Source organism: Lawsonibacter sp. JLR.KK007 (assembly GCF_036941135.1).
Taxonomy (GTDB): Bacteria; Bacillota; Clostridia; order Oscillospirales; family Oscillospiraceae; genus Lawsonibacter.
The window spans coordinates 903854-927539 of sequence record NZ_JAYWSY010000002.1; the positions used below are offsets into that span (position 1 = coordinate 903854).

At 60.1% G+C, this 23686-nt stretch carries 26 protein-coding genes and 1 other annotated feature; of the genes, 10 read left to right on the forward strand and 16 right to left on the reverse strand.

Annotated elements, in window-relative coordinates; translation table 11 throughout:
* Positions 1 to 91: 91 nt before the first annotated feature.
* The 5 genes from VV088_RS14340 to VV088_RS14360 form a co-directional block, all read right to left on the reverse strand.
* Positions 92 to 1573 (reverse strand): Mu transposase C-terminal domain-containing protein, encoded by a 1482-nt coding sequence (locus tag VV088_RS14340; RefSeq protein ID WP_334601372.1) that lies wholly within the window; start codon positions 1571 to 1573, stop codon positions 92 to 94.
* Between the two features lie 68 nt (positions 1574 to 1641).
* Positions 1642 to 2025, reverse strand: coding sequence for a hypothetical protein (locus tag VV088_RS14345; protein WP_334601373.1), 384 nt, complete (start codon positions 2023 to 2025; stop codon positions 1642 to 1644).
* 718 nt (positions 2026 to 2743) lie between these two features.
* Complete coding sequence (gene rplL, locus VV088_RS14350) at positions 2744 to 3121, reverse strand: 50S ribosomal protein L7/L12 (protein WP_160570392.1); 378 nt, start codon at positions 3119 to 3121, stop codon at positions 2744 to 2746.
* Positions 3122 to 3188: 67 nt separating this feature from the next.
* Entirely contained in the window at positions 3189 to 3734 is a 546-nt protein-coding gene (gene rplJ, locus VV088_RS14355; protein WP_334601374.1) for a 50S ribosomal protein L10, read from the reverse strand.
* Positions 3735 to 3759: 25 nt separating this feature from the next.
* Positions 3760 to 3894, reverse strand: a sequence feature (ribosomal protein L10 leader region).
* A gap of 62 nt (positions 3895 to 3956) precedes the next feature.
* Positions 3957 to 4268: a YciI family protein gene (locus tag VV088_RS14360; protein WP_334601375.1), complete on the reverse strand. Its 312-nt coding sequence runs from the start codon at positions 4266 to 4268 to the stop codon at positions 3957 to 3959.
* Between the two features lie 118 nt (positions 4269 to 4386).
* On the opposite strand from VV088_RS14360, the gene VV088_RS14365 reads away from it, so the two are divergent.
* The 4 genes from VV088_RS14365 (at position 4387) to recR (ending at position 7801) form a co-directional block, all read left to right on the forward strand.
* Positions 4387 to 5010 carry a TetR/AcrR family transcriptional regulator gene (locus VV088_RS14365; protein ID WP_334601377.1) on the forward strand — a complete coding sequence of 208 codons (624 nt, stop codon included), beginning with the start codon at positions 4387 to 4389 and terminating at the stop codon, positions 5008 to 5010.
* Positions 5011 to 5123: 113 nt separating this feature from the next.
* Positions 5124 to 6344, forward strand: coding sequence for a threonine ammonia-lyase (gene ilvA, locus VV088_RS14370; protein WP_334601378.1), 1221 nt, complete (start codon positions 5124 to 5126; stop codon positions 6342 to 6344).
* Between the two features lie 204 nt (positions 6345 to 6548).
* Positions 6549 to 7196: a ribulose-phosphate 3-epimerase gene (gene rpe, locus VV088_RS14375; protein WP_334601379.1), complete on the forward strand. Its 648-nt coding sequence runs from the start codon at positions 6549 to 6551 to the stop codon at positions 7194 to 7196.
* Positions 7197 to 7198: 2 nt separating this feature from the next.
* Positions 7199 to 7801 (forward strand): recombination mediator RecR, encoded by a 603-nt coding sequence (gene recR / locus VV088_RS14380; RefSeq protein WP_334601380.1) that lies wholly within the window; start codon positions 7199 to 7201, stop codon positions 7799 to 7801.
* Positions 7802 to 7835: 34 nt separating this feature from the next.
* On the opposite strand, the gene VV088_RS14385 is transcribed toward recR, so the two are convergent.
* The 3 genes from VV088_RS14385 to sfsA form a co-directional block, all read right to left on the reverse strand.
* On the reverse strand, positions 7836 to 8411 hold the full coding sequence (locus VV088_RS14385; RefSeq protein ID WP_334601381.1) for a hypothetical protein: 576 nt from the start codon (positions 8409 to 8411) through the stop codon (positions 7836 to 7838).
* A 23-nt stretch (positions 8412 to 8434) separates the two neighbouring features.
* The gene (locus tag VV088_RS14390) at positions 8435 to 8761 is read right to left on the reverse strand and encodes a hypothetical protein (protein ID WP_334601382.1); all 327 of its coding nucleotides are present in this window, start codon (positions 8759 to 8761) and stop codon (positions 8435 to 8437) included.
* A gap of 64 nt (positions 8762 to 8825) precedes the next feature.
* Positions 8826 to 9530, reverse strand: coding sequence for a DNA/RNA nuclease SfsA (sfsA, locus tag VV088_RS14395; protein WP_334601383.1), 705 nt, complete (start codon positions 9528 to 9530; stop codon positions 8826 to 8828).
* Positions 9531 to 9629: 99 nt separating this feature from the next.
* Here sfsA and VV088_RS14400 point away from each other — a divergent pair, with 99 nt between their 5' ends.
* Positions 9630 to 10514 (forward strand): DMT family transporter, encoded by an 885-nt coding sequence (locus VV088_RS14400; protein ID WP_334601384.1) that lies wholly within the window; start codon positions 9630 to 9632, stop codon positions 10512 to 10514.
* 78 nt (positions 10515 to 10592) lie between these two features.
* Positions 10593 to 11177 (forward strand): hydrolase, encoded by a 585-nt coding sequence (locus tag VV088_RS14405; protein ID WP_334601385.1) that lies wholly within the window; start codon positions 10593 to 10595, stop codon positions 11175 to 11177.
* Between the two features lie 35 nt (positions 11178 to 11212).
* Here VV088_RS14405 and VV088_RS14410 read toward each other — a convergent pair whose 3' ends face one another.
* Positions 11213 to 11740, reverse strand: coding sequence for a QueT transporter family protein (locus tag VV088_RS14410; protein WP_334601386.1), 528 nt, complete (start codon positions 11738 to 11740; stop codon positions 11213 to 11215).
* 256 nt (positions 11741 to 11996) lie between these two features.
* Here VV088_RS14410 and VV088_RS14415 point away from each other — a divergent pair, with 256 nt between their 5' ends.
* The 3 genes from VV088_RS14415 (at position 11997) to VV088_RS14425 (ending at position 15357) form a co-directional block, all read left to right on the forward strand.
* Positions 11997 to 12698: a response regulator transcription factor gene (locus VV088_RS14415; RefSeq protein WP_334601387.1), complete on the forward strand. Its 702-nt coding sequence runs from the start codon at positions 11997 to 11999 to the stop codon at positions 12696 to 12698.
* Positions 12673 to 15018, forward strand: coding sequence for a sensor histidine kinase (locus VV088_RS14420; RefSeq protein WP_334601388.1), 2346 nt, complete (start codon positions 12673 to 12675; stop codon positions 15016 to 15018). Before VV088_RS14415 ends, VV088_RS14420 begins: the two co-directional genes overlap by 26 nt.
* A gap of 84 nt (positions 15019 to 15102) precedes the next feature.
* Complete coding sequence (locus VV088_RS14425) at positions 15103 to 15357, forward strand: TraX family protein (RefSeq protein WP_334601389.1); 255 nt, start codon at positions 15103 to 15105, stop codon at positions 15355 to 15357.
* 217 nt (positions 15358 to 15574) lie between these two features.
* On the opposite strand, the gene VV088_RS14430 is transcribed toward VV088_RS14425, so the two are convergent.
* The 6 genes from VV088_RS14430 to VV088_RS14455 are packed head-to-tail and all read right to left on the reverse strand — an operon-like array spanning position 15575 to position 20438.
* A complete protein-coding gene (locus VV088_RS14430) occupies positions 15575 to 16006 on the reverse strand; it encodes an ACT domain-containing protein (protein WP_334601390.1) in 432 nt (143 codons plus the stop codon).
* A gap of 13 nt (positions 16007 to 16019) precedes the next feature.
* Complete coding sequence (locus VV088_RS14435; RefSeq protein WP_334602075.1) at positions 16020 to 17321, reverse strand: phenylacetate--CoA ligase family protein; 1302 nt, start codon at positions 17319 to 17321, stop codon at positions 16020 to 16022.
* A 58-nt stretch (positions 17322 to 17379) separates the two neighbouring features.
* Entirely contained in the window at positions 17380 to 17751 is a 372-nt protein-coding gene (locus VV088_RS14440; RefSeq protein ID WP_334601391.1) for a hypothetical protein, read from the reverse strand.
* Positions 17752 to 17779: 28 nt separating this feature from the next.
* Positions 17780 to 18355 carry an indolepyruvate oxidoreductase subunit beta gene (locus VV088_RS14445; protein ID WP_334601392.1) on the reverse strand — a complete coding sequence of 192 codons (576 nt, stop codon included), beginning with the start codon at positions 18353 to 18355 and terminating at the stop codon, positions 17780 to 17782.
* A gap of 3 nt (positions 18356 to 18358) precedes the next feature.
* Positions 18359 to 20104 carry an indolepyruvate ferredoxin oxidoreductase subunit alpha gene (iorA, locus tag VV088_RS14450; RefSeq protein WP_334601393.1) on the reverse strand — a complete coding sequence of 582 codons (1746 nt, stop codon included), beginning with the start codon at positions 20102 to 20104 and terminating at the stop codon, positions 18359 to 18361.
* Between the two features lies 1 nt (position 20105).
* Positions 20106 to 20438: a YerC/YecD family TrpR-related protein gene (locus VV088_RS14455; protein WP_334601394.1), complete on the reverse strand. Its 333-nt coding sequence runs from the start codon at positions 20436 to 20438 to the stop codon at positions 20106 to 20108.
* A 214-nt stretch (positions 20439 to 20652) separates the two neighbouring features.
* Between VV088_RS14455 and VV088_RS14460 the strand changes: the two genes are divergently transcribed.
* Positions 20653 to 22287 (forward strand): class I adenylate-forming enzyme family protein, encoded by a 1635-nt coding sequence (locus VV088_RS14460; protein ID WP_334601395.1) that lies wholly within the window; start codon positions 20653 to 20655, stop codon positions 22285 to 22287.
* 34 nt (positions 22288 to 22321) lie between these two features.
* Here the strand turns inward: VV088_RS14460 and VV088_RS14465 are convergent, their stop codons facing one another.
* Positions 22322 to 23686, reverse strand: coding sequence for a DUF1576 domain-containing protein (locus VV088_RS14465; protein ID WP_334601396.1), 1365 nt, complete (start codon positions 23684 to 23686; stop codon positions 22322 to 22324).

Sequence of the window (23686 nt, forward strand, 5' to 3'; positions counted from 1 at the left end):
CGATTCCCTGAATAGCCCTCACCGCCGCCACTCCGGCCTGCCGCTCCGTCTGCTCCGCTTCTTTATGGATAGTCCGCTGCCGGGCCTGGTCCTAAATTACCTCCTGAGTTGAGCAGCCCTCATATTGAGTTGTTGCAGTAGTTTTTGTCATGGGGCAGGGGATTGTCCCATCATCCATGATGAGAAAAACTGAACCCACATCAGCCGGGTCATACGCCACCGTGTAACTATCCCCGATATATAAACCGTCCACACACTTTGGCGCGTACCACAACCCATTGACCTTCAAACCCTTCCGGGTCAGCTTGGCGGTCATCCGGGGGAGAGTCAGCGGATGGAGTTCATCAATGGGAGGGGTTAGCAGATTAGCCCCACCCTCAATCCACCGCCGAGCAGATGTTCTCCCATCTGGGAGAAGCCGACCGGAGTTTAGGTAGATAATCGAATGGATTAAAATAGCCGTGAATTCATCCAAATCAAGCACAGCCTGGTCCCGGTAGTCCACAGTCCAACGCTCCTGGGCGTCTGGCTCAATCACCCCCTTCCCCCGCAGGAGGGGCTTGTACCTCTGCTGGAGCAAGTCGAAGGCCTTCTCCACCAACCCCTTCCGATCCGGACGGAACGGCGGGAGGGATTCTACCTCAACCCCATATCTCCGACAGAGTTCATTGACTCTGGGGCCAAAGAACTCCCTCCCCCGGTCGGTAATGATCTCATTGGGGAGGCCGGTGTTGGGCCACTGCTCTCTGTTGATGTCAACCCCGAACTGCTTGCAGAACACCACCTTATCCATGGTGGCGCACTCCAGGCACTTCATCACCGCCGTCTCATCGGAGTCCATCCCCACATAGAGGCCGGTGATCAGTTGGGTGGCCGTATCGACTGCCAGGTAGATATTTGGTCTACCAATGACGGTAGTTCGATCCAGTTGGGAGACTAAATAGATGTCTCCGACAGTGGCATCCATCTGAAAGGCTCCCGGCTCCGGCTTCCACTGGCTGGCTGCTCCAAATGCCGGGCGGTTATTGCGCTGATAGTGGGTCAGACCGTCCCGGGCAATCACCTTTTGGGGCTGCTTGTGATAACCTCGGTTATAGAAGTAGTGCCGGAAGGCGGACCAGCTCGGTGTTGTATCTAACAGAGTTCCGTCCCAGCTGGTGTACCTCTCAACCACCATCATCTCGTATGCAGCTCGCAGGGAGAACTTCTTGGCGGAGAAGTAAAATGTCTTGATTGCCCAGTCAAACTCCGGCCTGGACTCCCCACCCCCACAACCCTTTGGTGCAGTCAGCACCCCCTGAGCCAGATAGCGGTAGTAGAGCCGGAGGACTCGCTTGTAGGTGGTCCCTTCCCTCTGCGCCACCTCTTTCGCCACAACCAGCCGATAGGCACGGTCTGTGATAGACCTGGGCTGGGCGTCCAGGAGGGGTTGGATTAAAGCCAGCCGCGACTGTTGAGCCGCAGTCAGCTTCTTCTTGGAGGACTGCTCCAGAAAATCCTCCGGGGTCTGAATCCGTTCCACCTCGTCCCCTGTGTAGAAAAAGGGTTGGGCTGGTTCTTCGTAGGGAATCAACCACATTCCGCCCTCGCCAACATGCAAAACCCGATACTCAATCCCGTTGTAAGAAACAAACTTCACAGTCACGGAATCACCACCACCTTCCAATCGCTGACATCCAACACAGCCCAGTACCGTCGAGACAGTTCCAACTTCTCCAAGTCGGCCTTCTTCTGTAACTGCCCGTCCGTCACCAGTTCCCGGACTCCAACCCTCCCATCCGCATAGCGGAGGAGGAAGTCAGAGGCCCATTCTGTTTCAAAGTAGGCCGGACGGATACCGATGCGGTCGATGTGGGGGTAGCGGGTCATATCCCACCGGCAGGCGGCCTCGTAGGATTCCACCCAGGCCTCCCCCTCCAGCCACTTGGCGTAATCCCTGGCCGGCTTGCTGTGGACTTTGACCATTACTCCACCCTTCTCGCTGTAAAACTGAATGTCCCTTGTTTTCACTCCAACTTTTTCCACGATAAATCCCTCCCATATAACATCGATCGGTGTGGTTGGGGGTGGGGGTGAATCGCCAATCAAGAGGTTTAAAATCCCACCCCCACATTTTCTTGTATCCACCGGATGAGTTGCTACCCCAAAATAACTCCTAAATTGAATTAATTTGAAATTTTGACCTTGAAATTTGAATTAATCTGAAAATTTGCGGGTTTTCACCTGCAAAAACTCGGATTAAATCCCTGCTTGACCTGTCAATCTGCAAAAATTCAGATTAAATCAGCCCCCTCAACCGAATAAATCTCAATTTTTGATGCTTACGGAATAAATCTGAAAAATGCCGTTTCAAGATCAGCAAAAACTTAGAATAAATCAAGAAGCCCCAACCGAATTAATCTAAAAAAACGCCCCTCAAAACCCACAAAAACTCAAATTAATTCAAAATTTTTCGGCAAAAATTCAGATTAAATAGCCTTAATCGGAACCACTCTGTCATAGTCCCTCCCAAAACGCCCCCAATGTCCCAACCATTTTGGACTGCGGCTATCTGAATTGGAGGGAATTTAAATGAAAGGAATCGGAATTTTTAGAGGTGGATTTCAACCGATTTAGATAGGAAAGCCGATAAAAACAAAGAAAAGGCCCCGAGTAATGGTGAATTACTCAGGACCTCTTGGGGGTCAGGATATTAGGGATGCTCTGTCTGATGTGAAATGGACAACGACAAATGGGAGACTGATTACTTCAGCTCCACCTTGGCGCCGGCCTCTTCCAGCTTCTTCTTCAGCTCCTCGGCCTCGTCCTTGGACACGGCCTCCTTCAGGGTCTTGGGAGCGCCCTCGACAGCGGCCTTAGCCTCGGCCAGACCCAGACCGGTGATCTCGCGGACGGCCTTGATGACCTTGATCTTGGCGGCGGCGTCAAAGCCGGCCAGGACCACGTCGAACTCGGTCTTCTCAGCGGCGGCCTCAGCGGCTCCGCCGCCGGCGGCGGGAGCGGCCATAGCGGCGGCGGACACGCCAAACTCCTCCTCCAGGGCCTTCACCAGCTCGGACAGCTCCAGAACGGTCAGAGCCTTGACTTCCTCGATCATCGCAGTAATCTTCTCACTCGCCATGATAAATGAACCTCCTAATTGTGTAAATTTTTAATGTGTGGTTCCCGGTTTGGGAACAGTCTGCCGCTTACTCGGCGGCGGGGGCCTCCTCAGCGGGGGCCTCAGCGGCGGGCTCGCCGTCCTTCTCGGCGATGGCCTTCAGCACGATTGCCAGGCTGGTAATGGGAGCCAGCATCATGCCGAGAGCCTGCGCCTGCAGGACCTCCTTGGAGGGCAGCTCAGCCAGGGCCATGATCTCCTCCAGGGACAGCACCTTGCCGTCCATGAAGCCGCCCTTGATGTTGAACTTGCCCTCGCCCAGCTTCTTCGCGTGCTTGTTGACCACGCGCATGGGAGCGATGGGGTCGCCGGCGCTGGTAGCCAGAGACGTGGTGCCGTTGAGCACATCGTCCAGCTCCTTGAGCCCGGCGTCGTCCAGGGCGAAGCGGACCAGGGTGTTCTTGACCACGCTGTACTGCACGTCGTTCTGACGCAGCTCGGCGCGCAGAGCGGTGTCCTCCGCTACGGTGATGCCCTTGTAGTCCACCAGCACGCCGCTGGCGGCGCCCTTCAGCTGTTCCTCCAGAGCGGCCACGATGGCCTTCTTCTCGGAAAGGACCTTTGCGTTAGGCATGTTTGGTTTCACCTCCAGAAATGTTTCCGCGAAACAAAAAACCTTCCGCCGGAAAGACAGAAGGACAGTACAATCAAAAGAATATCCCTTTGAATGCACTCTCGGCAGGAATTATGCCCGGAAAGGCCCCTGCTGTCTTTGAACGCGAGGTGTATTATATAAGAAGTCCGGCCCGTTGTCAAGGTGATTTTGCAAAAAATCCGCCCATTTTCATGGGCCGGGTCAGCATTCTTTTGCGCTATCCCCCTGAGACAGCGCTTTTTGAACCAGATCGGAGGACTTTGACGGGATGAATTCGATGGTTTTATAGTCCGCAATCCCCTCCCGGTAAAAAGGGTCCTGCTTCATGATCGACGCTGCAGTTTCCATATCATGGCAATTACACAAAATGATACCCCCTGTTCGGGGTACCTTGCGTCCAGAACAGAGGAACAGACCTTTTTCATAGTGTTCATCCAAGAATCGAATATGTTCTGGTAAAAAACGCTCTACCTCAGACAGCGGCTTTTGATAGGTCAGATCAAAAATAAACATGCTTGCATTCCTCCCTGATATGTGATAAAATTATAATGACCGAGGTCACTGACCTCGGTCATTATAATACATCTGTTGGCAGTGCCTGTCAAGAGAATGTTCAGGGAGATCGATCCATGTGGAACAACGATTAAGCAGAAAAGAAAGAGCCGCTGAAACAAAACGGAAGATATTTGCAACCGCGGTACAGCTCATAAAGGAAAAGGGCTATGACAAAATCACGGTTCGAGAAATTTGTGCGGCATCGGGAGTTGCCAAGGGTTCATTTTATGTTCACTATAAATCCAAGGAAGATATTTTACGAGAAAGCTATTATGCCGACATGGGACACTATGTGCGGGAGCGTTTTGAAGCGTGCTCTGCCGCCGGCAAAAGCGCATCTTATACGGCACAAATCATTCATTTTTTGAATCTGGAATTGGAATTTGCCGAATATGCAGGATACGAAATGACCGCTCTTGCTTATGCACTAAATTTAAGCGCCTGCGTTCCAGGCCCGTCGGAGCACCTCCAAAAAAGGACCTTCAGCCAGATCCTGTACGATGCGGTTCAGCATAATGCGGACCAAAACCGCACCGGCCTTTCCAGCGGCGAAATTTTCCACTATTTTGAAAGCCTGATTCGAGGTTTAATGGCAACCTGGTGCTTCTCCAATCACTCATTCAGCATCGTGGAACAGGGGAAAAAGTACATCTCGCTTGCCGTATACAGCATTTATAAAGAGGAACCGGAAACGCATTGATAGACGGCATATGCCCCATGATTCGAAAACTTTCTGCTCAGTTTGCATTGACTTCTCCCCTGTGATTCAGTATGATAAAGGGTACACGAAATCAATACAAAGGAGAACGAACCATGCTCACCCTGGAATCCTTCAAGGCGGCCCGCAGCGTACTGCAGTCCGTCCTGCGGCCCACGCCGCTGATCCACTCCCCCTACTTGTCCAAAAACTGCGGAAACAGCGTCTATCTCAAGCCGGAGAACATGCAGGCCACCGGGGCCTATAAGCTCCGGGGCGCTTACTATAAGATCAGCACCCTCTCCCAGGAGGAGAAGGACCGGGGGCTGGTCACCGCCTCTGCGGGCAACCACGCCCAGGGGGTGGCCTACGCGGCTCAGGCCGCAGGAGTGGCGGCCACCATCGTCATGCCCACCACCACCCCCCTGGTGAAGGTGAACAACACCAAGGACTACGGAGCCAAGGTAGTCCTCCACGGCGAGGTCTTTGACGACGCCGCCGAGCTGGCTGCTGAGATGGCCCAGAACCAGGGGCTGACCTACGTCCACCCCTTCAACGACCTGACCCTGGCCACCGGCCAGGGCACCATCGCCTACGAGATTTTCCAGGACCTGCCCGACGTGGAGATCATCCTGGTACCCATCGGCGGCGGGGGACTGGCGGCGGGAGTGTCCACCCTGGCCAAGCTGCTCAACCCCCATGTGGAGGTCATCGGCGTAGAACCCACCGGGGCGGCCTCCATGAAGGCCAGCCTGGAGGCTGGCCATGTGGTCACCCTCCCCAGCGCCACCACCATTGCCGACGGCGTGGCGGTCAAGACCCCTGGCGATCAGGTCTTCCCCTTTGTGCAAAAAAATGTGGACCGAATCATCACCATTGAGGACAGCGAGCTGGTGGAAGCCTTTTTGGACGTTATGGAGCGGCATAAGATGGTGGTGGAAAACGCCGGCCTGCTCCCCGTAGCCGCCCTGCGGCACCTGGGCTGCGAGGGAAAGAACGTCGTCTCCGTCCTCTCCGGAGGCAATATGGATGTGATCACCATGTCCTCCCTGGTCCAGCACGGGCTGATCTCCCGGGGGCGCATCTTCACCTTCGCCGTTCAGCTCCCCGACCGGCCCGGCTCCCTGCTGGCCGTGGCCCAGATTCTGGCCGCCAACAACGGCAACGTCATCAAGCTGGAGCACAATCAGTTCGTCAACATCAACCGCCAGTCCGGGGTGGAGCTGAGGGTCACCCTGGAGGCCTTCGGCCACGACCACAAGGAGCAGATCCTCCGCGCCCTCCGGGCGGAGGGTTTCCAGGCGGTGGAGACGGACACGGCGGATTTTTATACCTGATAAGCCCTCTGCCGCCCGCCGGGGACCCCATCGGGTCCCGACGGACGGCTATCTGAAAGCGGCGGGCCGGCCGGGCCGGCGAGGACGGGTGTGGGCCGTGGGCTCGGCCCGGAGCGGTCCCTCCGAACCCGGGGCCTCCTCTCCGCTGAACTATCTTATGCGCCGGGGCCGTCCCCAGCGCCTGTCCAAAAAAGGAGGATTCTCATGATCAAGATCGCCCCATCCATCCTCTCCGCCGACTTCGCCAACCTGGAGCGGGACATCCAAAAAGTGTCCTCCGCCGACTGCCTCCATGTAGACGTGATGGACGGCGCCTTTGTGCCCAATATCACCATCGGCGCGCCGGTGGTCCAGTCCATCCGCCGGTGCACCGGTATGTTCCTGGACGTCCACCTGATGGTGGAGAAGCCGGCGCGGTACATTGAAGCCTTCGCCCAGGCGGGAGCGGACCTGCTGTCCGTCCACCTGGAGGCCGACCACCCCTCCCGCATCGCGGAGGCCCTCCGCATCATGGACCGGTGCGGGGTGAAAAAGGCGGCCGCCCTGCGGCCCATCACCAAAGCAGAGGCCATCCTGCCCTACATTGAGGAGCTGGATCTGGTGCTGGTTATGACGGTGGAGCCCGGCTTTGGCGGGCAGGCTTTTATGGACTCCCAGCTGGAGACCATCCGCCGGGTGCGGGCCATTGTCAACCAATACAACCCCGCCTGCGAGGTGGAGGTGGACGGGGGCATCACCCCCAAAACCGCCCCTCTGGTCGTAGAGGCCGGGGCCAATGTCCTGGTGGCAGGCTCCGCCATTTACGGCGCGGCCGATATTCCCGCCGCCATCGCGGCGCTGAGAGGGTCTTGAACATGCAGTACTTTCCCCCCGCACTGGAAAATTTAGTGGAGTACTTCGCCAAGCTGCCTGGAGTAGGCGTCAAATCCGCCCAGAGGCTGGCCTTCCATGTGCTGTCCCTCTCCGAAGAGGAGGCCGCCGCCTTCGCCAGCGCCATCACTGGCGCAAAAGCGTCCATCCACTGCTGTCCCGTCTGCCAGAACCTGACAGAGGGGGACGGTCCCTGCGCCATCTGCGCCAGCGCCAAGCGGGACTCAGCCACCATCTGCGTGGTGGCCGACCCCAAGGACGTCATCGCCATGGAGCGCAGCCGGGAATACAACGGGCTGTACCACGTGCTCCACGGGGTGCTGTCCCCTATGAACCATGTGGGGCCGGACGACCTGTACATCCGCTCCCTGGTGGAGCGGGTGGCCGCAGGCGGCATTGAGGAGGTCATTATGGCCACCAACCCGGACACCGAGGGGGAGGCCACCGCCATGTACCTGTCCCGGCTGTTAAAACCCTTCCAGGTGAAGGTGACCCGTTTGGCCTACGGCATCCCGGTGGGCAGCCACCTGGAATACGCCGACGACGCCACTTTGGTCCGCGCCCTGGAGGGCCGCAGAGAACTGTAAAACGCCCGGCAAATTGCCGGGCGTTTGCCTGTTGTTATACCGCAGTTTCTTCTCCGCCGCCCTCGCTGGGGGCGCTCTCCACTGGGGCGTCCTCTCCGCCCTTTGAGGACTCGGTCTTGCCGCCGCTCTTGTCCTCGTCATCCAAAACGCTCTCGCACTCCTCGTCATCTTCTTTGACAAAGGCTTTCATAGCCATCGCGATTTTATAGCCGACGGGGTCGTTTTCCATCAGATACCGCTCATCCTCGGGCGGGACCTTTTTGCCCTTCATAATGCGCATGGCGATTTCCAGGCATTTCATTTTGGCCTTCATATCGGCAGACAGGGCGTCCAGCTCGTCCTGCTTGGCCTCCGCATCCTGCATGATGCTGTCCAGCAGGCCGTCGGACTGCTCCTCCCGCTCCTTCCCGGTGGTCAGAAGGGACAGGATCTGGGCGTTCTGCTCCTGCATTTGCTCCTGCATCTGCTCCACCCACTGGTTGGACAGCTCCACCCGGTCAGCCGGGGAGGTCCCGGCGGTCTGGGCCGCGTCCGCCTCCTTCTTTCCCGCCAGACGGGCAGAGGCGGCAAAGCTGACCGTCTCTCCCCGTACGATATTTCTGATCTCCATCCTTCATACCTCCTGTTCTGCCGTTATGATTCCGGCTCCTCCTCCAGCTCGTCCACCATAATGAGGGCGGCAATGTCCTGACACTTCTGCTGGAGCTTCAGCCGCTGGGATTCGGCCTCCCTCTCCTCCTCGCTCTGGCTGTTTTCCGGCAACTCGGGGGCGGCGGCCTGCATCCGCTGTCTGGCGGCCTTGGCATACAGGTTCAGGGTCTCCTCCGCCTGCTGCTCCTCCGCCTGCTGCACCCACTGGCGCTGCAGCTCCAAGCGGTCCAACGAGACCCGCCCCGCCTGGGGAGCGGGGGGCTGCTGCTCCATCCCTTCTTTTCCGCTCAAAGAGTCGTGCATTTCCATACAGACCCCTCCTTTTGTTGATTCTAAGTGAATTATCGGCCAGAGCGGACCAAAACTTTACCCCCTACAGACAAACAGGCAGAACCCTCTCCGCGGCCAGCCGCCCCGGCTCCACTGCGCACTCCAGTGCCAGCACCTCTACCCCCGCCTGCGCCGCCCGGCGGAGGGCGGCGCCAAATTCCGGATGGGTGGCGTCGTTGGGCTCCACATGGTCCATCCCCGCCATCTGGACGATGAAGCACACCCCCGCCTCACAGCCCGCCTGCCGGGCCAGGACCAGCTCCTCCAGGTGCTTCACCCCCCGGAGGGTGGGGGCGTCTGGAAAGCGGGCCGTGCCGCCCTCCTCCAGGGTGACCCCCTTCACCTCCCAGAAGCCCCGGCGGGCCTCCCCCTCCTGCGACCACTCCCAGTAATAGTCGAACCGGGAATTGCCGTAGGTTGTCTCCGGGCGCAGGAGCGTGGGCACAAAGCCAAGCCCTCCCGCCACCGCCCACTCCCCGAACACCTTGTTGGGAGCCTGGGAGTCCATGTTGATGAGCAGGGGCCCCTCCGGGCGTGCCTTCTCCACAGCGATCAGGTCGTATTTTGTTTTCCGGGCGGGATTGGCGCTCTCCTCCAGCCAGACCTTCATCCCGGGCACCAGCAGCTCCCGGCACCGCCCGGTATTTTTTACGTGGCAGACCTCCAGCCTTCCGCCCATCTCCACGTGGGCGATAAAACGGTTGGGCCGCGCCTGAAAGACGCCCGGTAAAATTTTTCCATAGACCATCTTGTTTTTTCTCCATTTTCTCTGTATAGTGGTATGTTGTTTCCCGCTCCCGCAGGACGGGAACCAGTATAATTCATCTCAGAAAGAGAGACAAGGCCCATGGAGAAAAAAGCCTCGCTGAACATTATCGCCGCCGCCGCCCTGTGGGGGTGCATCGGCCTGTTTTTGAAGCTGCTCACCGCCGCCGGCCTCACCTCCATGCAGGGGGTGGCCCTCCGCGCCCTGGTGGGCTGCCTCTTCTACGGCCTGTTCCTGTTCCTCACCGACCGGAACGCCCTGCGCGTCGCCCTCCGGGACTGTCCCTGGTTCCTGGGCACCGGGGTCTGCTCCCTGCTCTTCTTCAACTGGTGCTACTTCAACGCCATCACCCTCAGCTCCATGTCGGTGGCGGCGGTGCTGCTGTATACCGCCCCGGTCTTTGTCACCCTGATGTCCGCCCTCCTCTTCCGGGAGCCCGTCACCCCCGTCAAGCTGGCCGCCCTACTGATCACCTTCTCTGGCTGCGTCCTGGTCACCGGGATGTTCCCCCTGGGACAGGAAACCATCTCCCTGCCGGTGATCCTCTTCGGGCTGGGCTCCGGCTTTGGCTACGCCCTGTACTCCATCTTCGGCAAGTTCGTGCTGGACAAATATACCCCCTCTACCGTCACCTTTTACACCATTCTGTTCTGTGCCGTTTTCGCCCTGCCCCTGTCCGGGCTGCAGAACAACCTGGCCGCTCTGACCAACTGGCAGGTCTGGGCGGGGGCGCTGGGGGTTGGACTGCTGTGCTGCGCCCTGCCCTACCACCTATACACCACCGGCCTGCGGGACGCCGAACCGGGCCGGGCCGCTATCCTGGCCACCCTGGAGCCCTTCGTCGCCGCCGGGCTGGGCATCGTGCTCTTCCGGGAGGAGGTCACCCCCTTCAAGCTGCTGGGGATGGCGGCGATCCTGGGCGCGGTGCTGCTGCTCAACGTGCCGTCTAAAGGGACTCAGAGCTGAGTTCCCACTCTGGAAAATTCGGGACCGCTATGGTATAATGCACCGGTAAAACACGAAAAACTAAAAGGAGATGACCCCATGTCCTGCAAAGAGGAATTTATCGAGATCTTCAAGGCCAACATCACCCGGGAGGGGGCCGACAAGCTGCTGGATTACCTGGAGCACAAGAGCGACTTTTTCACCGCCCCCGCTTCCGCCCGCTACCACGGGGCCTATGAGGGCGGGCTGTGCGAGCACAGCCTGAACGTGTATCACTGTCTGGTGGACTACCTCCAGCGGGAGCGGGTGCAGGAGCTGTACGGCCTGGACTACAGCGACGAATCCATTGCTCTGGTGGCCCTGTGCCACGACCTGTGCAAGGTGGGCTGCTACAAAAAGGGCGCCCGCAACGTGAAGAACGAGGCCACCGGCCAGTGGGAGAAGGTCCCCACCTACACCTTTGAAGACCCCCTCCCCTACGGCCACGGGGAGAAGAGCGTGTACATCACCAACGGCTTCGTCCGCCTCACCCGGGAAGAGGCCATGGCCATCCGCTGGCACATGGGCTTCTCCGGCCCGGAGGATAACCGCACCGTGGGACAGGCCCTGCGGATGTACCCTCTGGCCTTCGCATTGGCCACGGCGGATATGGAGGCGTCCTATTTCTTAGAGAACGAGGAATAAACAGCAAGACCGCCCAACCGGGCGGTCTGTTCGTTTCAGGACTGGGCCAGCCGCCGCTTTTGGGCAAAGGGCCGCAGAACGGGTACCTTGGGCAGGGCAAACAGCAGCAGCGTCCCCAGCACATAGCAGGCCAGGGCCTCGCCGGGGATAAACGTCAGCGCGTTGAACCCGCAAGCCGCCCAGAAGGCGGCATCTACCGCTCCAACCTCCGCCCAGGCCCACATGGGCGGCAGGATGACAGCGTTGACCAGGATGGGGGGCAGCGCCGCCAGATACCAGCGGGGCATCTTCATGGTGAGCCATGCGGCAATAGCGGTGGCCAGAGTGCCAAACACCACATCCAAGGGACCATAAAGGGAGAGCAGATTGGTGAGGAAGCACCCCACAACCAGTCCCGGCGCGGCGGCGGGGAACACAAAGGGCAGGACGGTAAGGGCTTCGGCAAAGCGGCACTGGATGGGGCCGTAGGTCAGGCCGAAGATATCCCCAAAATACCCCAGCACCGCGTAGAGCGCCGCCACCATGGCGGCTAAGGTAATGTCTCGAACCGTGAATTTGCGCATAAAAAAACCTCCATTTTTTGTTTAGAGAACGGCGGCAGACCGCCGAACGAACACCGGATTGAAAAATTTTCCGGCGCTTGGACGAGATGGTACAAACTCGTCAGGAGGTATTGTAGCACAAGCGGTGCGGTTTGTCCAGCCTTGCGCTTTGAGTTCGGATGGCGTAAAATGTAAGAAATCCGTAAGAGATACCCCTCTTGTTTTGTAAGAAGTTTCTGTTATTCTGGTGCCAGCGAACGAGGAAGGAGCAAGTTCCATGAGCGAGCAAGAGACCATACTGGTGGTGGACGACGACAGGGAGATCGTGGGAGCCATCGCCGCCGCCCTGGAGAAGGAGGGCTACCGGGTCCTCCGGGCCTACGACGGCATGGAGGCGCTGAACCTGGCGGTGGACCCAGAGCTGCGGCTGATTCTGATGGACGTGATGATGCCCAGGCTGGACGGGCTGTCGGCGGTACTGCGCATCCGGGAGCGGCGGAATCTGCCCATCATCGTGCTGTCGGCCAAGAGCGAGGAGAGCGACAAGGTGCTGGGCCTGTCCATGGGGGCGGACGACTACGTGACCAAGCCCTTCAGTATGGGGGAGCTGGCCGCTCGGGTGCGCAGCCAGCTGCGGCGGTACACCCGGCTGGGGGATGTGAACGCCGCCCCTGACGGGACCATCACCAGCGGGCGGCTGGCCTACGATCCGGCTACCCGTGTGCTCACCGCCGACGGCGAGCCGGTGAAGCTGACCAACATCGAAACGGGCATTGTGGACCTGCTCATGCGCAACCTGGGCCGGGTGTTCCCCGCGGAAGAAATTTACCGCCGGGTGTGGGGGGAGGAGGCCTGGTCCTCCGAGGGCACGGTGATGGTCCACATCCGGCGCATCCGGGAGAAAATTGAGCTCAATCCTCGTGAGCCAGACTATTTGAAGGTGGTGTGGGGCATTGGATACAAAATGGAAAAAAAGTAAATCAATCATTGGCTTTCTGGCCTTCCTGCTGGGGGTCTCTCTGCTTCTGGAGGGGGCGCTGTTCTTCGGCACGGCGATGACCTCCTCCAACAGCCGCGCCTGGGTCTATGACAGCTTCAAAAGCGACTGGCGCAGGACCCGGGAGTTTAAAAACTTCGTCTCCAACCGGCTGGAGCGGCTCATTACCATGGGGGCCGGGGGCTGGGCCTACGGCTATTACAGCTACAGCGGGGACGACGGAAACGGCCCGGTACCCTCCACTGGCGCGGAGCGGTGGGCCAAAGGCATCCATGAGAAAATGAAGGAGGATAAAAACGTCCTCTACACCGTGGCGAAGGAAGGAGAAGCCCTTTACAGCAACAGCGACACGCTGACCGCCTCTACCACAGCGGCCCAGCTGCCCGAGGGTTACGGTTTCCTCCTGCAATTTGATGGAGAGAAGGTTCGCGCATGGCTGGACGGAGAGGAGCTGAACATCTACGGCGGCGGCTACTACCGCTTTGAGCCTCAAGAGGACAGCTATCAGTGGTACGTCCCCGGCTATAAGAACTTCACCGTGGACGAGGCGGGGAGCAAGGTCAAGGTGACCATGGCGATGATCAACAGCCCGCAAGTCTTTATCAAGGGCAACTATGGCAAAACCGGGTCAGACGAGTACAACGAGCTGTACTACCTGAAGCGTAACCTGGGAGCCTACCGGGAGGAAATTCTCGGCCACGCCGTCCGCACGGGCGTAGGCGCGGGACTGTTCCTGGTGTACCTCCTGCTGCGGAAGGACAAAAAGCGGGCGGACATGGCCCTGGCCCGAGGGACGGGTAAGGTCTGGTTTGAGGTGAAAATTCTGGCCGCCCTGCTGCTGGTGTTCTTCTGCCTCCCCCGTCCGGAGTACCTGGGGGATATCTGGCAGGAGCTGACCTATGCCTACGCGCCCCAGGCCTCCGCAGGCACCGCCGCCTCCATCGACATCAACGGCGACATCATCGCTGAGTGGGAGGCACAGGGCCTCCCTCCGGAGGAGATCGAAGCCGCTCTCTCCGAATACGGCTACGGCCAGATCGCCTATGCTGAACAGGCCAGCGACTTTGCCACAGCGGTGACCGTCCTCCGGGAAAACGGCGGCTGGCTGCTGCGGGAGTACCTGTGGGAGCTGGCCGACCACTCCCTCAACCTGCTGGTGGTCCTCTGGGGGCTGTACCTGCTGATTTTCAATGACTGGCGGTATAATCAGCGCCCCTGGAAACAGGGCGTATTGGGAATGCTGGCCGTCCGTGAGCTGAAGTACCCCCTGCAAAAGCGGCTGAGCCGGATGAACGGCTGGCTGGGGCTGGCGGTAGCGCTGCTCTGGCTGGAGGTGCTGTTCTTCCTGGTGGCCCAGACGGTGGAGCTCTATATCCCCTCCTGGGCAATCTGGAACCTGTTCGGCCTGCCCTGGCTGCTGGCACTGGTGGTGTACGCCTGGTTCTTCTGGCGGCAGCGGAGGATATGGCAGGACTTCGGCGCGGTGGCCGGGCAGCTGGAAAGCATTCGGGCTGGCGAGGTAGAAAGTGATTTGACCTTACAGGAGAACAGCGACCTGCATCAGATGGCCGACGACCTGAATCACATCCGGCAGGGCCTGCACCAGGCGGTGGAAGAGCGCACCCGCAGCGAGCGGATGAAGGTGGAGCTTGTCACCAACGTGTCCCACGACCTGAAAACCCCCCTCACCTCCATCCTCAGCTACACCGAACTGCTGGCCCAGGAGCCCCTGGAGCCTCCCGCCAGCGAGTACGTCCAGATTATGGGGGAAAAGGCTCAGCGGCTGAAGGCCATGGTTCAGGACGTGTTTGAGGTAAGCAAGGCGGCGTCGGGACAACTCCCCGTAAAATTGGAGAAGCTTGATTACGCCCGGTTATTGCGCCAGACCCTGGCCGACATGGCTCAGGCCATCGACCACAGCGGCCTGACCCTGCGCGCCAGCATCCCCGAGGGGGAGGTGCCCATCACCGCCGACAGCGACCGGCTCTACCGGGTCTTCCAGAACCTGATCGGCAACGCTTTAAAGTACTCCCTGCCCGGCTCTCGGGTCTACCTGAATCTGACGGTGGAGGGGGGACAGGCCAGCGCCAGCGTGCGGAACACCTCTGCCGCCGAGCTGAGGCCCGGCGCGGACTACACCGCCCGCTTTGTCCGGGGGGACGAGAGCCGCACCGACGGCGGCTCCGGCCTGGGGCTGTCCATCGCGGAGTCCTTTACCAGGGCCTGCGGCGGTGAGCTGACCGTCACCACCGAGGCGGATTTGTTTACCGCTGTGGTGACCTTCCCAACATCTGATTCTTAATCTTTTTTTAATGGCCGCTCCCTTGAGAGCGGCCATTCTTTATGCTATACTTTACCGAAAAAATCGAAGAAGGAGAGCAACCGCATGCCAACTGAACAGACTGCCGCGCCTAAGCTGAAAACCAATCTGGACACCGGCCTGCTCAAGCTGATTGCCATTCTCTCCATGGCCGTTGACCATGTGGGCAGCGTCTTTTTCCCAAAATATCCGGTGTTCCGCTGGATTGGCCGGTTGACCTTCCCCATCTTCGCCTACTGTTTGACGGTGGGACTGCTTTACACCCATGACATCAAAAAATACCTGGTCCGCCCTGTGGAACGGATACCTGGAGGACCCTAAATCCCTGATCGTCGCCGGTCACGCCATCAACTGGACCATCTTCGGGATGCGGTCCGTGATCCCCATCCATCTGCCCACCCGGACAGGAATCAAGGTCCCAAAATGATTCTTCTATGGCTTCTACCCCGCTCATCTGGCGGCCATCGGCATCGTCCGCTTGATTTTGAAGGTATAATTAAATTCCCGCCCTGGCCTGGCCGGGCGGGAATTTGTCTGGTCACAGCTTTTCAATCTCTCCCTGGTCGATCACCTTGATGCCCCGCTGGGCCAGGGCAGCGGAGGCGGAGGCGGCATCCTCCACGCGGAAGATCATGTAGGCGTGGTCCACCCCCTTGCCTCCCAGGAAGGCGTACATATACTCCACGTTCACCTTGGCGTCGGTGAGGACCTGGAGGACCTTGTTCAGCCCGCCGGGCACGTCGGGGATGGCCACCCCCAGCACGGGAGTGATCTTGTTGATAAACCCGGCCTCCCGCAGAACGGTGGCGGTCTTATACACGTCGTCCACAATGAGGCGGGCGATGCCGAAATCGCTGGTCTCGGCCAGGGAGAAGGCCCGCATGTCGATCTGATGCTGGGCCAGAACGCCGGTCATGGCGTACAGCGAGCCGGGCTTGTTCTCCAAAAAGACAGAAATCTGCTTGATCATAGTGGTACCCTCCTCAAATTTTCCGCTTGTCGATGACCCGGACCGCCTTGCCCTCGCTTCGGACAATGGTCTTGGGCGCCACCAGGGTCACCTTGGCGGTGATGCCCAGCATGGACCGCAGGCCGTCCACCAGTTCCTTCTGCCGCTTGGCAATCTCGCCCATGTTGTCGGTGAACATCTCGGGGGTCATCTCCACCTGGACGTCCAGAGTGTCGGTGGACTTCACCCGGTCCACGATGATCTGGTAGTTGGCGGGGTAGCCGTGGTTCAGCAGGACGGTCTCGATCTGGGACGGGAAGACGTTGACCCCCCGGATGATGAGCATGTCGTCGGACCGGCCCATAGGCTTGCACATCTTCACATGGGTGCGCCCGCAGGAACACTTCTCCCGGGTGAGCATGCAGATATCCCGGGTGCGGTAGCGCAACAGGGGGAAAGCCTCCTTGGTGATGGAGGTGAATACCAGCTCACCCTTGCTCCCCTCGGGGAGGACCTCGCCGGTGTCGGGGTCGATGATCTCAGCGATGAAGTGGTCCTCGTTGATGTGCATCCCCGTCTGGGCAGAGCACTCGAAGGATACGCCGGGGCCGGACAGCTCGGTCAGGCCATAGATGTCGTAGGCTTTAATCCCCAGGGTGTTCTGGATGTCCTGGCGCATCTCCTCAGACCATGCCTCCGCGCCGAAGATGCCCGCCTTCAGGGGGATCTGATCCGGGGTGAGGCCCATCTCCTTCATGGTCTCTCCGATGTAGGCGGCGTAGGAGGGGGTGCAGCACAGGATGGTGGCCTGCAGGTCCTGGATGAACATGATCTGCCGCTCGGTATTGCCCGAGGAGGTGGGGATGGTGAGACAGCCCACCCGATGGGACCCGCCGTTCAGGCCGGGGCCGCCGGTGAACAGGCCATAGCCGTAGGACACCTGGCACACGTCCTCGTCGGTGCCGCCGGCGGCCATGATGGCCCGGGCGCAGCAGTCCTCCCACAGGTCCAGGTCGTGCTGGGTGTAGAAGGCCACCACCCGCTTACCAGTAGTGCCCGAGGTGGACTGGATGCGCACGCACTCCTTCAGGGGCTTGGCTACCAGCCCGTAGGGGTAGGCCTCCCGCAGGTCGGCCTTGGTGATGAAGGGCAGCTTGTGCAGGTCGTCGCTGGAGCGGATGTCATCCGGGGTGAGGCCCTTCTCCTCCATCTTCTTGCGGTAGTAGGGCACATTGTCCCAGACGTGGCGCACCTGCTTCACAAGCCGCTCATCCTGCCAGGCCTTGATTTGTTCCCGGGACGCGCACTCGATCTCGGGCTGGTAGTATCGTTCCATTGGAATCATTCCTTTCTGACGTTCCATGTTTATTGTTTACGCCTCCGCGTTTTTCAGCCTACTTTGCCAGCAGCCGGCCCCGGTTCATGGTGACCTTGGCCTTGCCAAAGTCCATATCGAAGATGACAATTACGGTGACCGGCGGCTCCGGCAGCAGGTCAAATACCCGCTCCGACTCCCAGTCCGCCAGCTCCTCAAAGTTCTCCTTGGCAAAGCCGTCGTAGGAGGAGCCGTCCGCCCCCATGTCCATATTGATCCGGGCCTCATAGCCCTTGTCCCCCCGGGTGATGGAGATGGTATACTTTGCCGAATTTGTAAACTCACTGGGCAGCTTCTCCTTGAAAAACTGCTTGAGCGCCTGGGCGTTGGCGTCGTTGACCTCCTCCACTTTCTTGGCGCCGCCGCCAAAGAGATTAGAAAACAGTCCCATTTCAGGTCATCCCTTTCTATTGTTATGTTTACTGTGCGTTTTTTCCTAATTCAAAAGCCTTTTTGTTCAGCTCCAGGAATTTGGGCGGCACCATGGCCTCCAAGGACTTTTGCCACGCCTGGTCGGGCAGGTCGAAGTAGTGGGACAGCCGGCCCATGAGGACGATGTTCACCGCCTTGCTGCTCCCGGCTTCCTCGGCCAGCTTGAGGCAGTCCAGGGCGTCCACCTTGGCCCCGGCGGCGCGCATTTTCTCCACCAGGTTCTCCGGGTAGCTGGCCGCGCCGGTGATGACGGGCATGGGGTCGATCTGCTGGGTGGAGGTGACGATTTGGCCGTCGGGCTTGAGGTAACTCAGCCACCGGGCGGCCTCCAGCAGCTCGAAGGAGACGATGTAGTCCGCCTCCCCCTTGTCGATGACGGGGGAGTTCACCTTGCTGCCGCAGCGGACGTAGGTCACCACCGACCCGCCCCGCTGGGACATGCCGTGGACCTCGGAGACTTTCACGTCATAGCCCTGCTCCATCAGCAGATGGCCCAGCAGCTTGGAGGCCAGCAGGGAGCCCTGGCCCCCCACGCCGACAATCATAATATTTTTGGTTTCCATCTCTCAGCCCTCCTTTTTGGTGCTCTGGAACGCCTGCACCGGGCACAGCTGCTCACACACGCCGCAGCCCACGCACAGGGTATTGTCCACATGGGCCTTGCCCTCCCTGATGGAGATGGCGGGACAGCCGATCTTCATGCAGCTGCGGCAGCCCACGCACTTGACGATATCCACCTTCAGGGGCGCCTCGTGCTTGACGTACTTCAGCAGGGCGCAGGGGCGGCGGCTGATGATGACCGAGGGCTGGTTGGCGGCCAGCTCCTCCTTCAGGACGGCGTCGCAGGCCTTCAGATCGTAAGGGTCCACCACCCGGACCCGTGTAAAGCCCATTGCCTTGCACAGGGCCTCCAGGTCGATCTTCCCGGCGGGGTCGCCCTTGATGTTGTAGCCAGTCGTGGGGTTCTGCTGGTGGCCGGTCATGCCGGTGATGGAGTTGTCTAGAATAATCACGGTGGAGTTGGACTGGTTGTAGGCGATATTCGCCAGGCCGGTCATGCCCGAGTGCATAAAGGTGGAGTCGCCAATGACCGCCACCGTTTTGCCCTCGGCTTCCGCCCCCAGGGCCTTGTTGAAGCCATGAATGGCGGAGATGGACGCCCCCATGCACAAGGTCATGTCCATGGCGGCCAGAGGGGCCACCGCCCCCAGGGTGTAGCAGCCGATGTCCCCCAGAACGGTGACCTTGTTCTTGCTCAGGGTGTAGAACAGGCCCCGGTGGGGACAGCCGGCGCACATGACGGGGGGCCGGGGCGGGATGGGGTCCTCCAGGCTCCTGCCTATGGGGAAGGTGTGGGTCAGCCGGTCGGACACGATGTTCTGACTCAGCTCGCCCAGCCGGGGGAAGTCGTACTCCCCAGAGATGGCCAGGCCCAGCCGGCAGCAGTAATCCGTGACGAAGGGGTCCAGCTCCTCCACCACCACCAGCTCCTCCACGGATTTGGCGAAGTTGATCAGCTTCTGATCCGGCAGAGGCCAGATCATGCCCAGCTTCAAAACGGGGTATGTATCGCCGCAGACCTCCTTGACGTACTGGTAGGAGGTGGACGAGGTAATGATGCCGATCTTGTGGTCCGAGCCCGGCTCCACCCGGTTGATGGGGGCGGTCTCCGCCCACTGCTGGAGCCTGCGGGTGCGCTCCTCCACCAGGGGGTGGCGGCGGATGGCGTTGCCGGGCATCATGACATATTTTGCACTGTCCTTCTCATAGGGCCTGACCGCCGGTTCCGTCCGTGGGGAGGTCTCCACCAGGGACTGGGAGTGGGCAATGCGGGTACACATTTTCAGCAGCACCGGGGTGTCAAACTGCTCAGACAGCTCATAGGCCAGCTTGGCATACTCCAGGGCCTCGGCGGAGTCAGAGGGCTCCAGCATGGGGACCTTGGCGGCCCGGGCGTAGTGCCGGGAGTCCTGCTCGTTTTGGGAGGAGTGCATCCCGGCGTCGTCGGCCACGCCGATGACCATGCCGGCGCGGACTCCGGTGTAGCTCATGGTGAACAGGGGGTCGGCGGCCACGTTCAGACCCACGTGCTTCATGGCGCAGAAGGACCGCTTCCCCGCCAGGCAGGCGCCGAAGGCCGTCTCCATGGCCACCTTCTCGTTGGGGGCCCACTCGCAGTACACCGCATCGTACTTGGCGGCCTCCTCGGTGATTTCGGTGCTGGGGGTACCGGGGTAGCTGGAGACCACGCAGCACCCCGCCTCATACAGGCCCCGGGCAACGGCAGCGTTGCCCAACATCAATTGTTTCATCTTATTTTCCCTCACTATCCTTCGTTTTCTTGCCGCCCTCGTGGAGACCCTCCCGGGCGATGACCTCCTGCATGACGCCGCCCGCGCCGTTGTCCAGCATGGACCGGCGCACCCGGCTGATGGTGGCGCTGCTTGCGCCTGTTTTGTCCAGGATGTCCAAATAGACCAGTCCCTGCTGCAGATACACAGCCACATCAAACCGCTGCTCCAGCGAGCGCAGCTCCGTGGGGGTACACAGATCGTCGAAGAACCGGCAGCACTCGTCCAGGTCCTTCAGCTTCAGGATGGTCTCGTACAGGGCCATGCTCCGCGCTCTCTTTTCCCCTTTCGCCATTGGATAACACTCCTTTTCAAACGATGTTCCGGCGCGAAATTTACTCCTATAAAGTTTAGCACAGGAAAGTATGGAAGTAAAGAGCGGACCGGTTAAAATTTATGGGTTTTCGGGAATTTTCTTGACAGGATGGAAAATATGCGCTACAATGCTTTAGCGGTTAAAATCAATGAAGTCATACGGAACCGATCCGTTTCAGAAAGGAACGAACGCAATGCCTATCACCGATCTGCTGGAGCGCAACAGCAAGCTCTACGGCGATGAGACCGCCCTGGTGGAGATCAACCCGGAGGTCCGGGAGGAGCAGCGGGTGACCTGGAAGGAGTATGAGCTGATCCAGCCCACCGGCGACGCCCCCTACCGCCGGGAGATCACCTGGTCTGTCTTTGACGAAAAGGCCAACCGGGCAGCCAACATGCTGCTGGAGCGGGGCATCCGCAAGGGACAGAAGGTGGCCATCCTGATGATGAACTGCCTGGAGTGGCTGCCCATCTACTTTGGAATCCTGAAAACCGGGGCTGTCGCCGTCCCCCTGAACTTCCGCTATACCTCGGACGAGATCGAATACTGCCTCAAGCTGGCGGACGCTGACGTGCTGTTCTTCGGCCCGGAGTTCACCGGCCGCATGGAGGCCATCGTACCTAAAATTTCCAAGCAGATGCTGCTGTTTTTTGTGGGCGAGCACTGCCCCCCCTTCGCGGAGGAGTATCTGCGGGCCACCGCCAACTGCTCCAGCCGCGCCCCCAAGGTGCTGGTGGATGACGAGGACGACGGCGCGATCTACTACTCCTCCGGCACCACCGGCTTCCCCAAGGCCATCCTGCTGAAGCACACCGCCTTGATGCAGTCCGCCCGCATGGAGGCCATCCACCACGAGACCACCCACGAGGACGTCTTTTTGTGCATCCCGCCCCTGTACCACACCGGCGCGAAGATGCACTGGTTCGGCTCCCTGTTCACCGGCAGCCGGGCCGTGTTGCTGAAGGGGAACTCCCCCTCCGCCATCTTCCAGGCAGCCAGCCAGGAGCGGTGCACCATTGTCTGGCTGCTGGTGCCCTGGGCTCAGGATATTTTGGCCGCTCTGGACCGGGGCGAGCTGAAAATCGAGGATTTTCAGCTGTCCCAGTGGCGGCTGATGCACATCGGCGCCCAGCCGGTGCCCCCCTCCCTCATCAAGCACTGGCTGACCTACTTCCCCCACCACAAGTACGACACCAACTACGGCCTGTCCGAGTCCACCGGCCCGGGCTGCGTCCATCTTGGGGTGGAGAATGTCCATAAGGTGGGGGCCATCGGCGTGCCCGGCTACGGCTGGAAGCTGAAGATCGTGGACGAACAAAACGTCCCCGTCCGGCAGGGCGATGTGGGCGAGCTGTGCGTCAAGGGTCCCGGCGTGATGGTGTGCTACTACCACAACCCGGAGGCCACCGCCGAGGTGCTGGAAAACGGCTGGCTCCACACCGGCGACATGGCCCGCCAGGATGAGGACGGCTTTGTCTTCCTGGTGGACCGGAAGAAGGACGTGATCATCTCCGGCGGCGAAAACCTGTACCCGGTGCAGATTGAGGATTTCCTCACCGCCTACCCCAAGGTCCATGACGTGGCCGTCATTGGCCTGCCCGACAAGCGGCTGGGTGAGATCGCCGCCGCTATCATCCAGATCAAGGAGGGCATGACCTGTACGGAGAGCGAGATCAACCAATTCTGCATGGACCTCCCCCGGTACAAACGGCCCCGGAAAATCATCTTCGCTGACGTCCCCCGCAATCCCACCGGCAAGATCGAAAAACCCAAGCTGCGGGAAATCTACTGCGGCGTCCGGCTGGTGGAGGCACAGAACCAGGGATAACAGAAAAGGAACGGCCCCTGCGGGGGCCGTTCCTTTATTCCTCTTCCTTGAGTTCCTTGGGCTCGGGGGGCATAACGGGACGGTCGCCCTCCAGCTGGTCGAAGTAGTCCTCCTCCTGGAGCACCGGTCTGCGGTGGCGGGCGATGGCCATGATGGTGGGGTAGAGCACAATCGCAATCAGCCCGCCGGAGAAGCCGTTGTTGTACAGGTTCATCCCCGCCACGGGTGAGCCGGTATACAGCACCACCGACGAATGGAGGAAGCCGGCCAGAACGCCGTAGCCCCATCCAAAATACCCCGCCACCGGAGCCAGCGTGGTGCAGAACAGGCAGGCCAGCTGAACGGCGGAATCGGTGAGGGACCAGTCCATCACCAGGCTGCCCAGGGCCACTCCGCCCATCACCGGCAGGATGTTGAATGCGTGCTTGCCGAAGGCGGAAAAGCCCATGATGGTGAGGATACCCCCTACGGTGGGACCATTCAGGTCGCCGCCGGTGAGGAGAAGGAAGGACATCCCGATCAGACCGTTCACCCCGATGTTGATACACACTGGGGCAGGGCCGAACATACGCAGGTAGTCGCTGGGAGCCCGTCCGCTGGTCTGGAGCAGGCGGCGGTAGCCCGCCCAGGCCGCCCACACCGGACGTTTGGCCCAAAACAGTCCGCCCAGGATCAGCAGCACGCACAGCACTCCCAGGTACAGCCCGAATGGCACCTCATAGCCCTTGGCCCAGCGGTAATGGGTGGTGGGGTCCGCCCCCAGGGAGGCCATCAGCGGCACGCAGATCAGCGCCACCAGCCCGCAGGCGAAGCCCACGTTGTACAGATTCATGCCGTTTTGGATGCGGTATGTGTAGGTGGCCAGCGGCGGCATGACAAAGCCGATGGCCACGCCCACCAGCACCCCCTGGACGGGACCGCCCCAGCCGTTATCCAGGGCGATGTAGCTGACGATGGGGGCCAGCGCGGTGGCCATCAGGCCGATGCCGATGTTGCCCGCCAGCTTCTCCCGGCGCACCCTGGTGTACAGCCAGGTCCCGGCCAGGATCGGCCAGATGTTGACAAAATTTTTTCCAAAGAGGGAAAAGCCGGACATCAGGCCCATCTCCACCAGCGTCATGCCGTTGAGGGTATCCCGGGCGGCGTAGAGCAGGATGACGCTGATTGCGGTGACGATGGAGGAGTTCACCAGCGCCGCCCCAGGCCCCGCCACCAGGACGTAGTCAGTGATCAGGGCGTCCTCCGTGATGATGATGGTGTAAAGCCCCCGGAGGATGCTGGCCGGGGTGTCCATCACAAAGCCGGCCATCGCCAGCAGTATGACGTAGGCCCACAGGTAGGGGAACATCTTATCGTATCGCGCCTGGTGCTCATGGTGCAAAAGGTGAAATACTCCCAT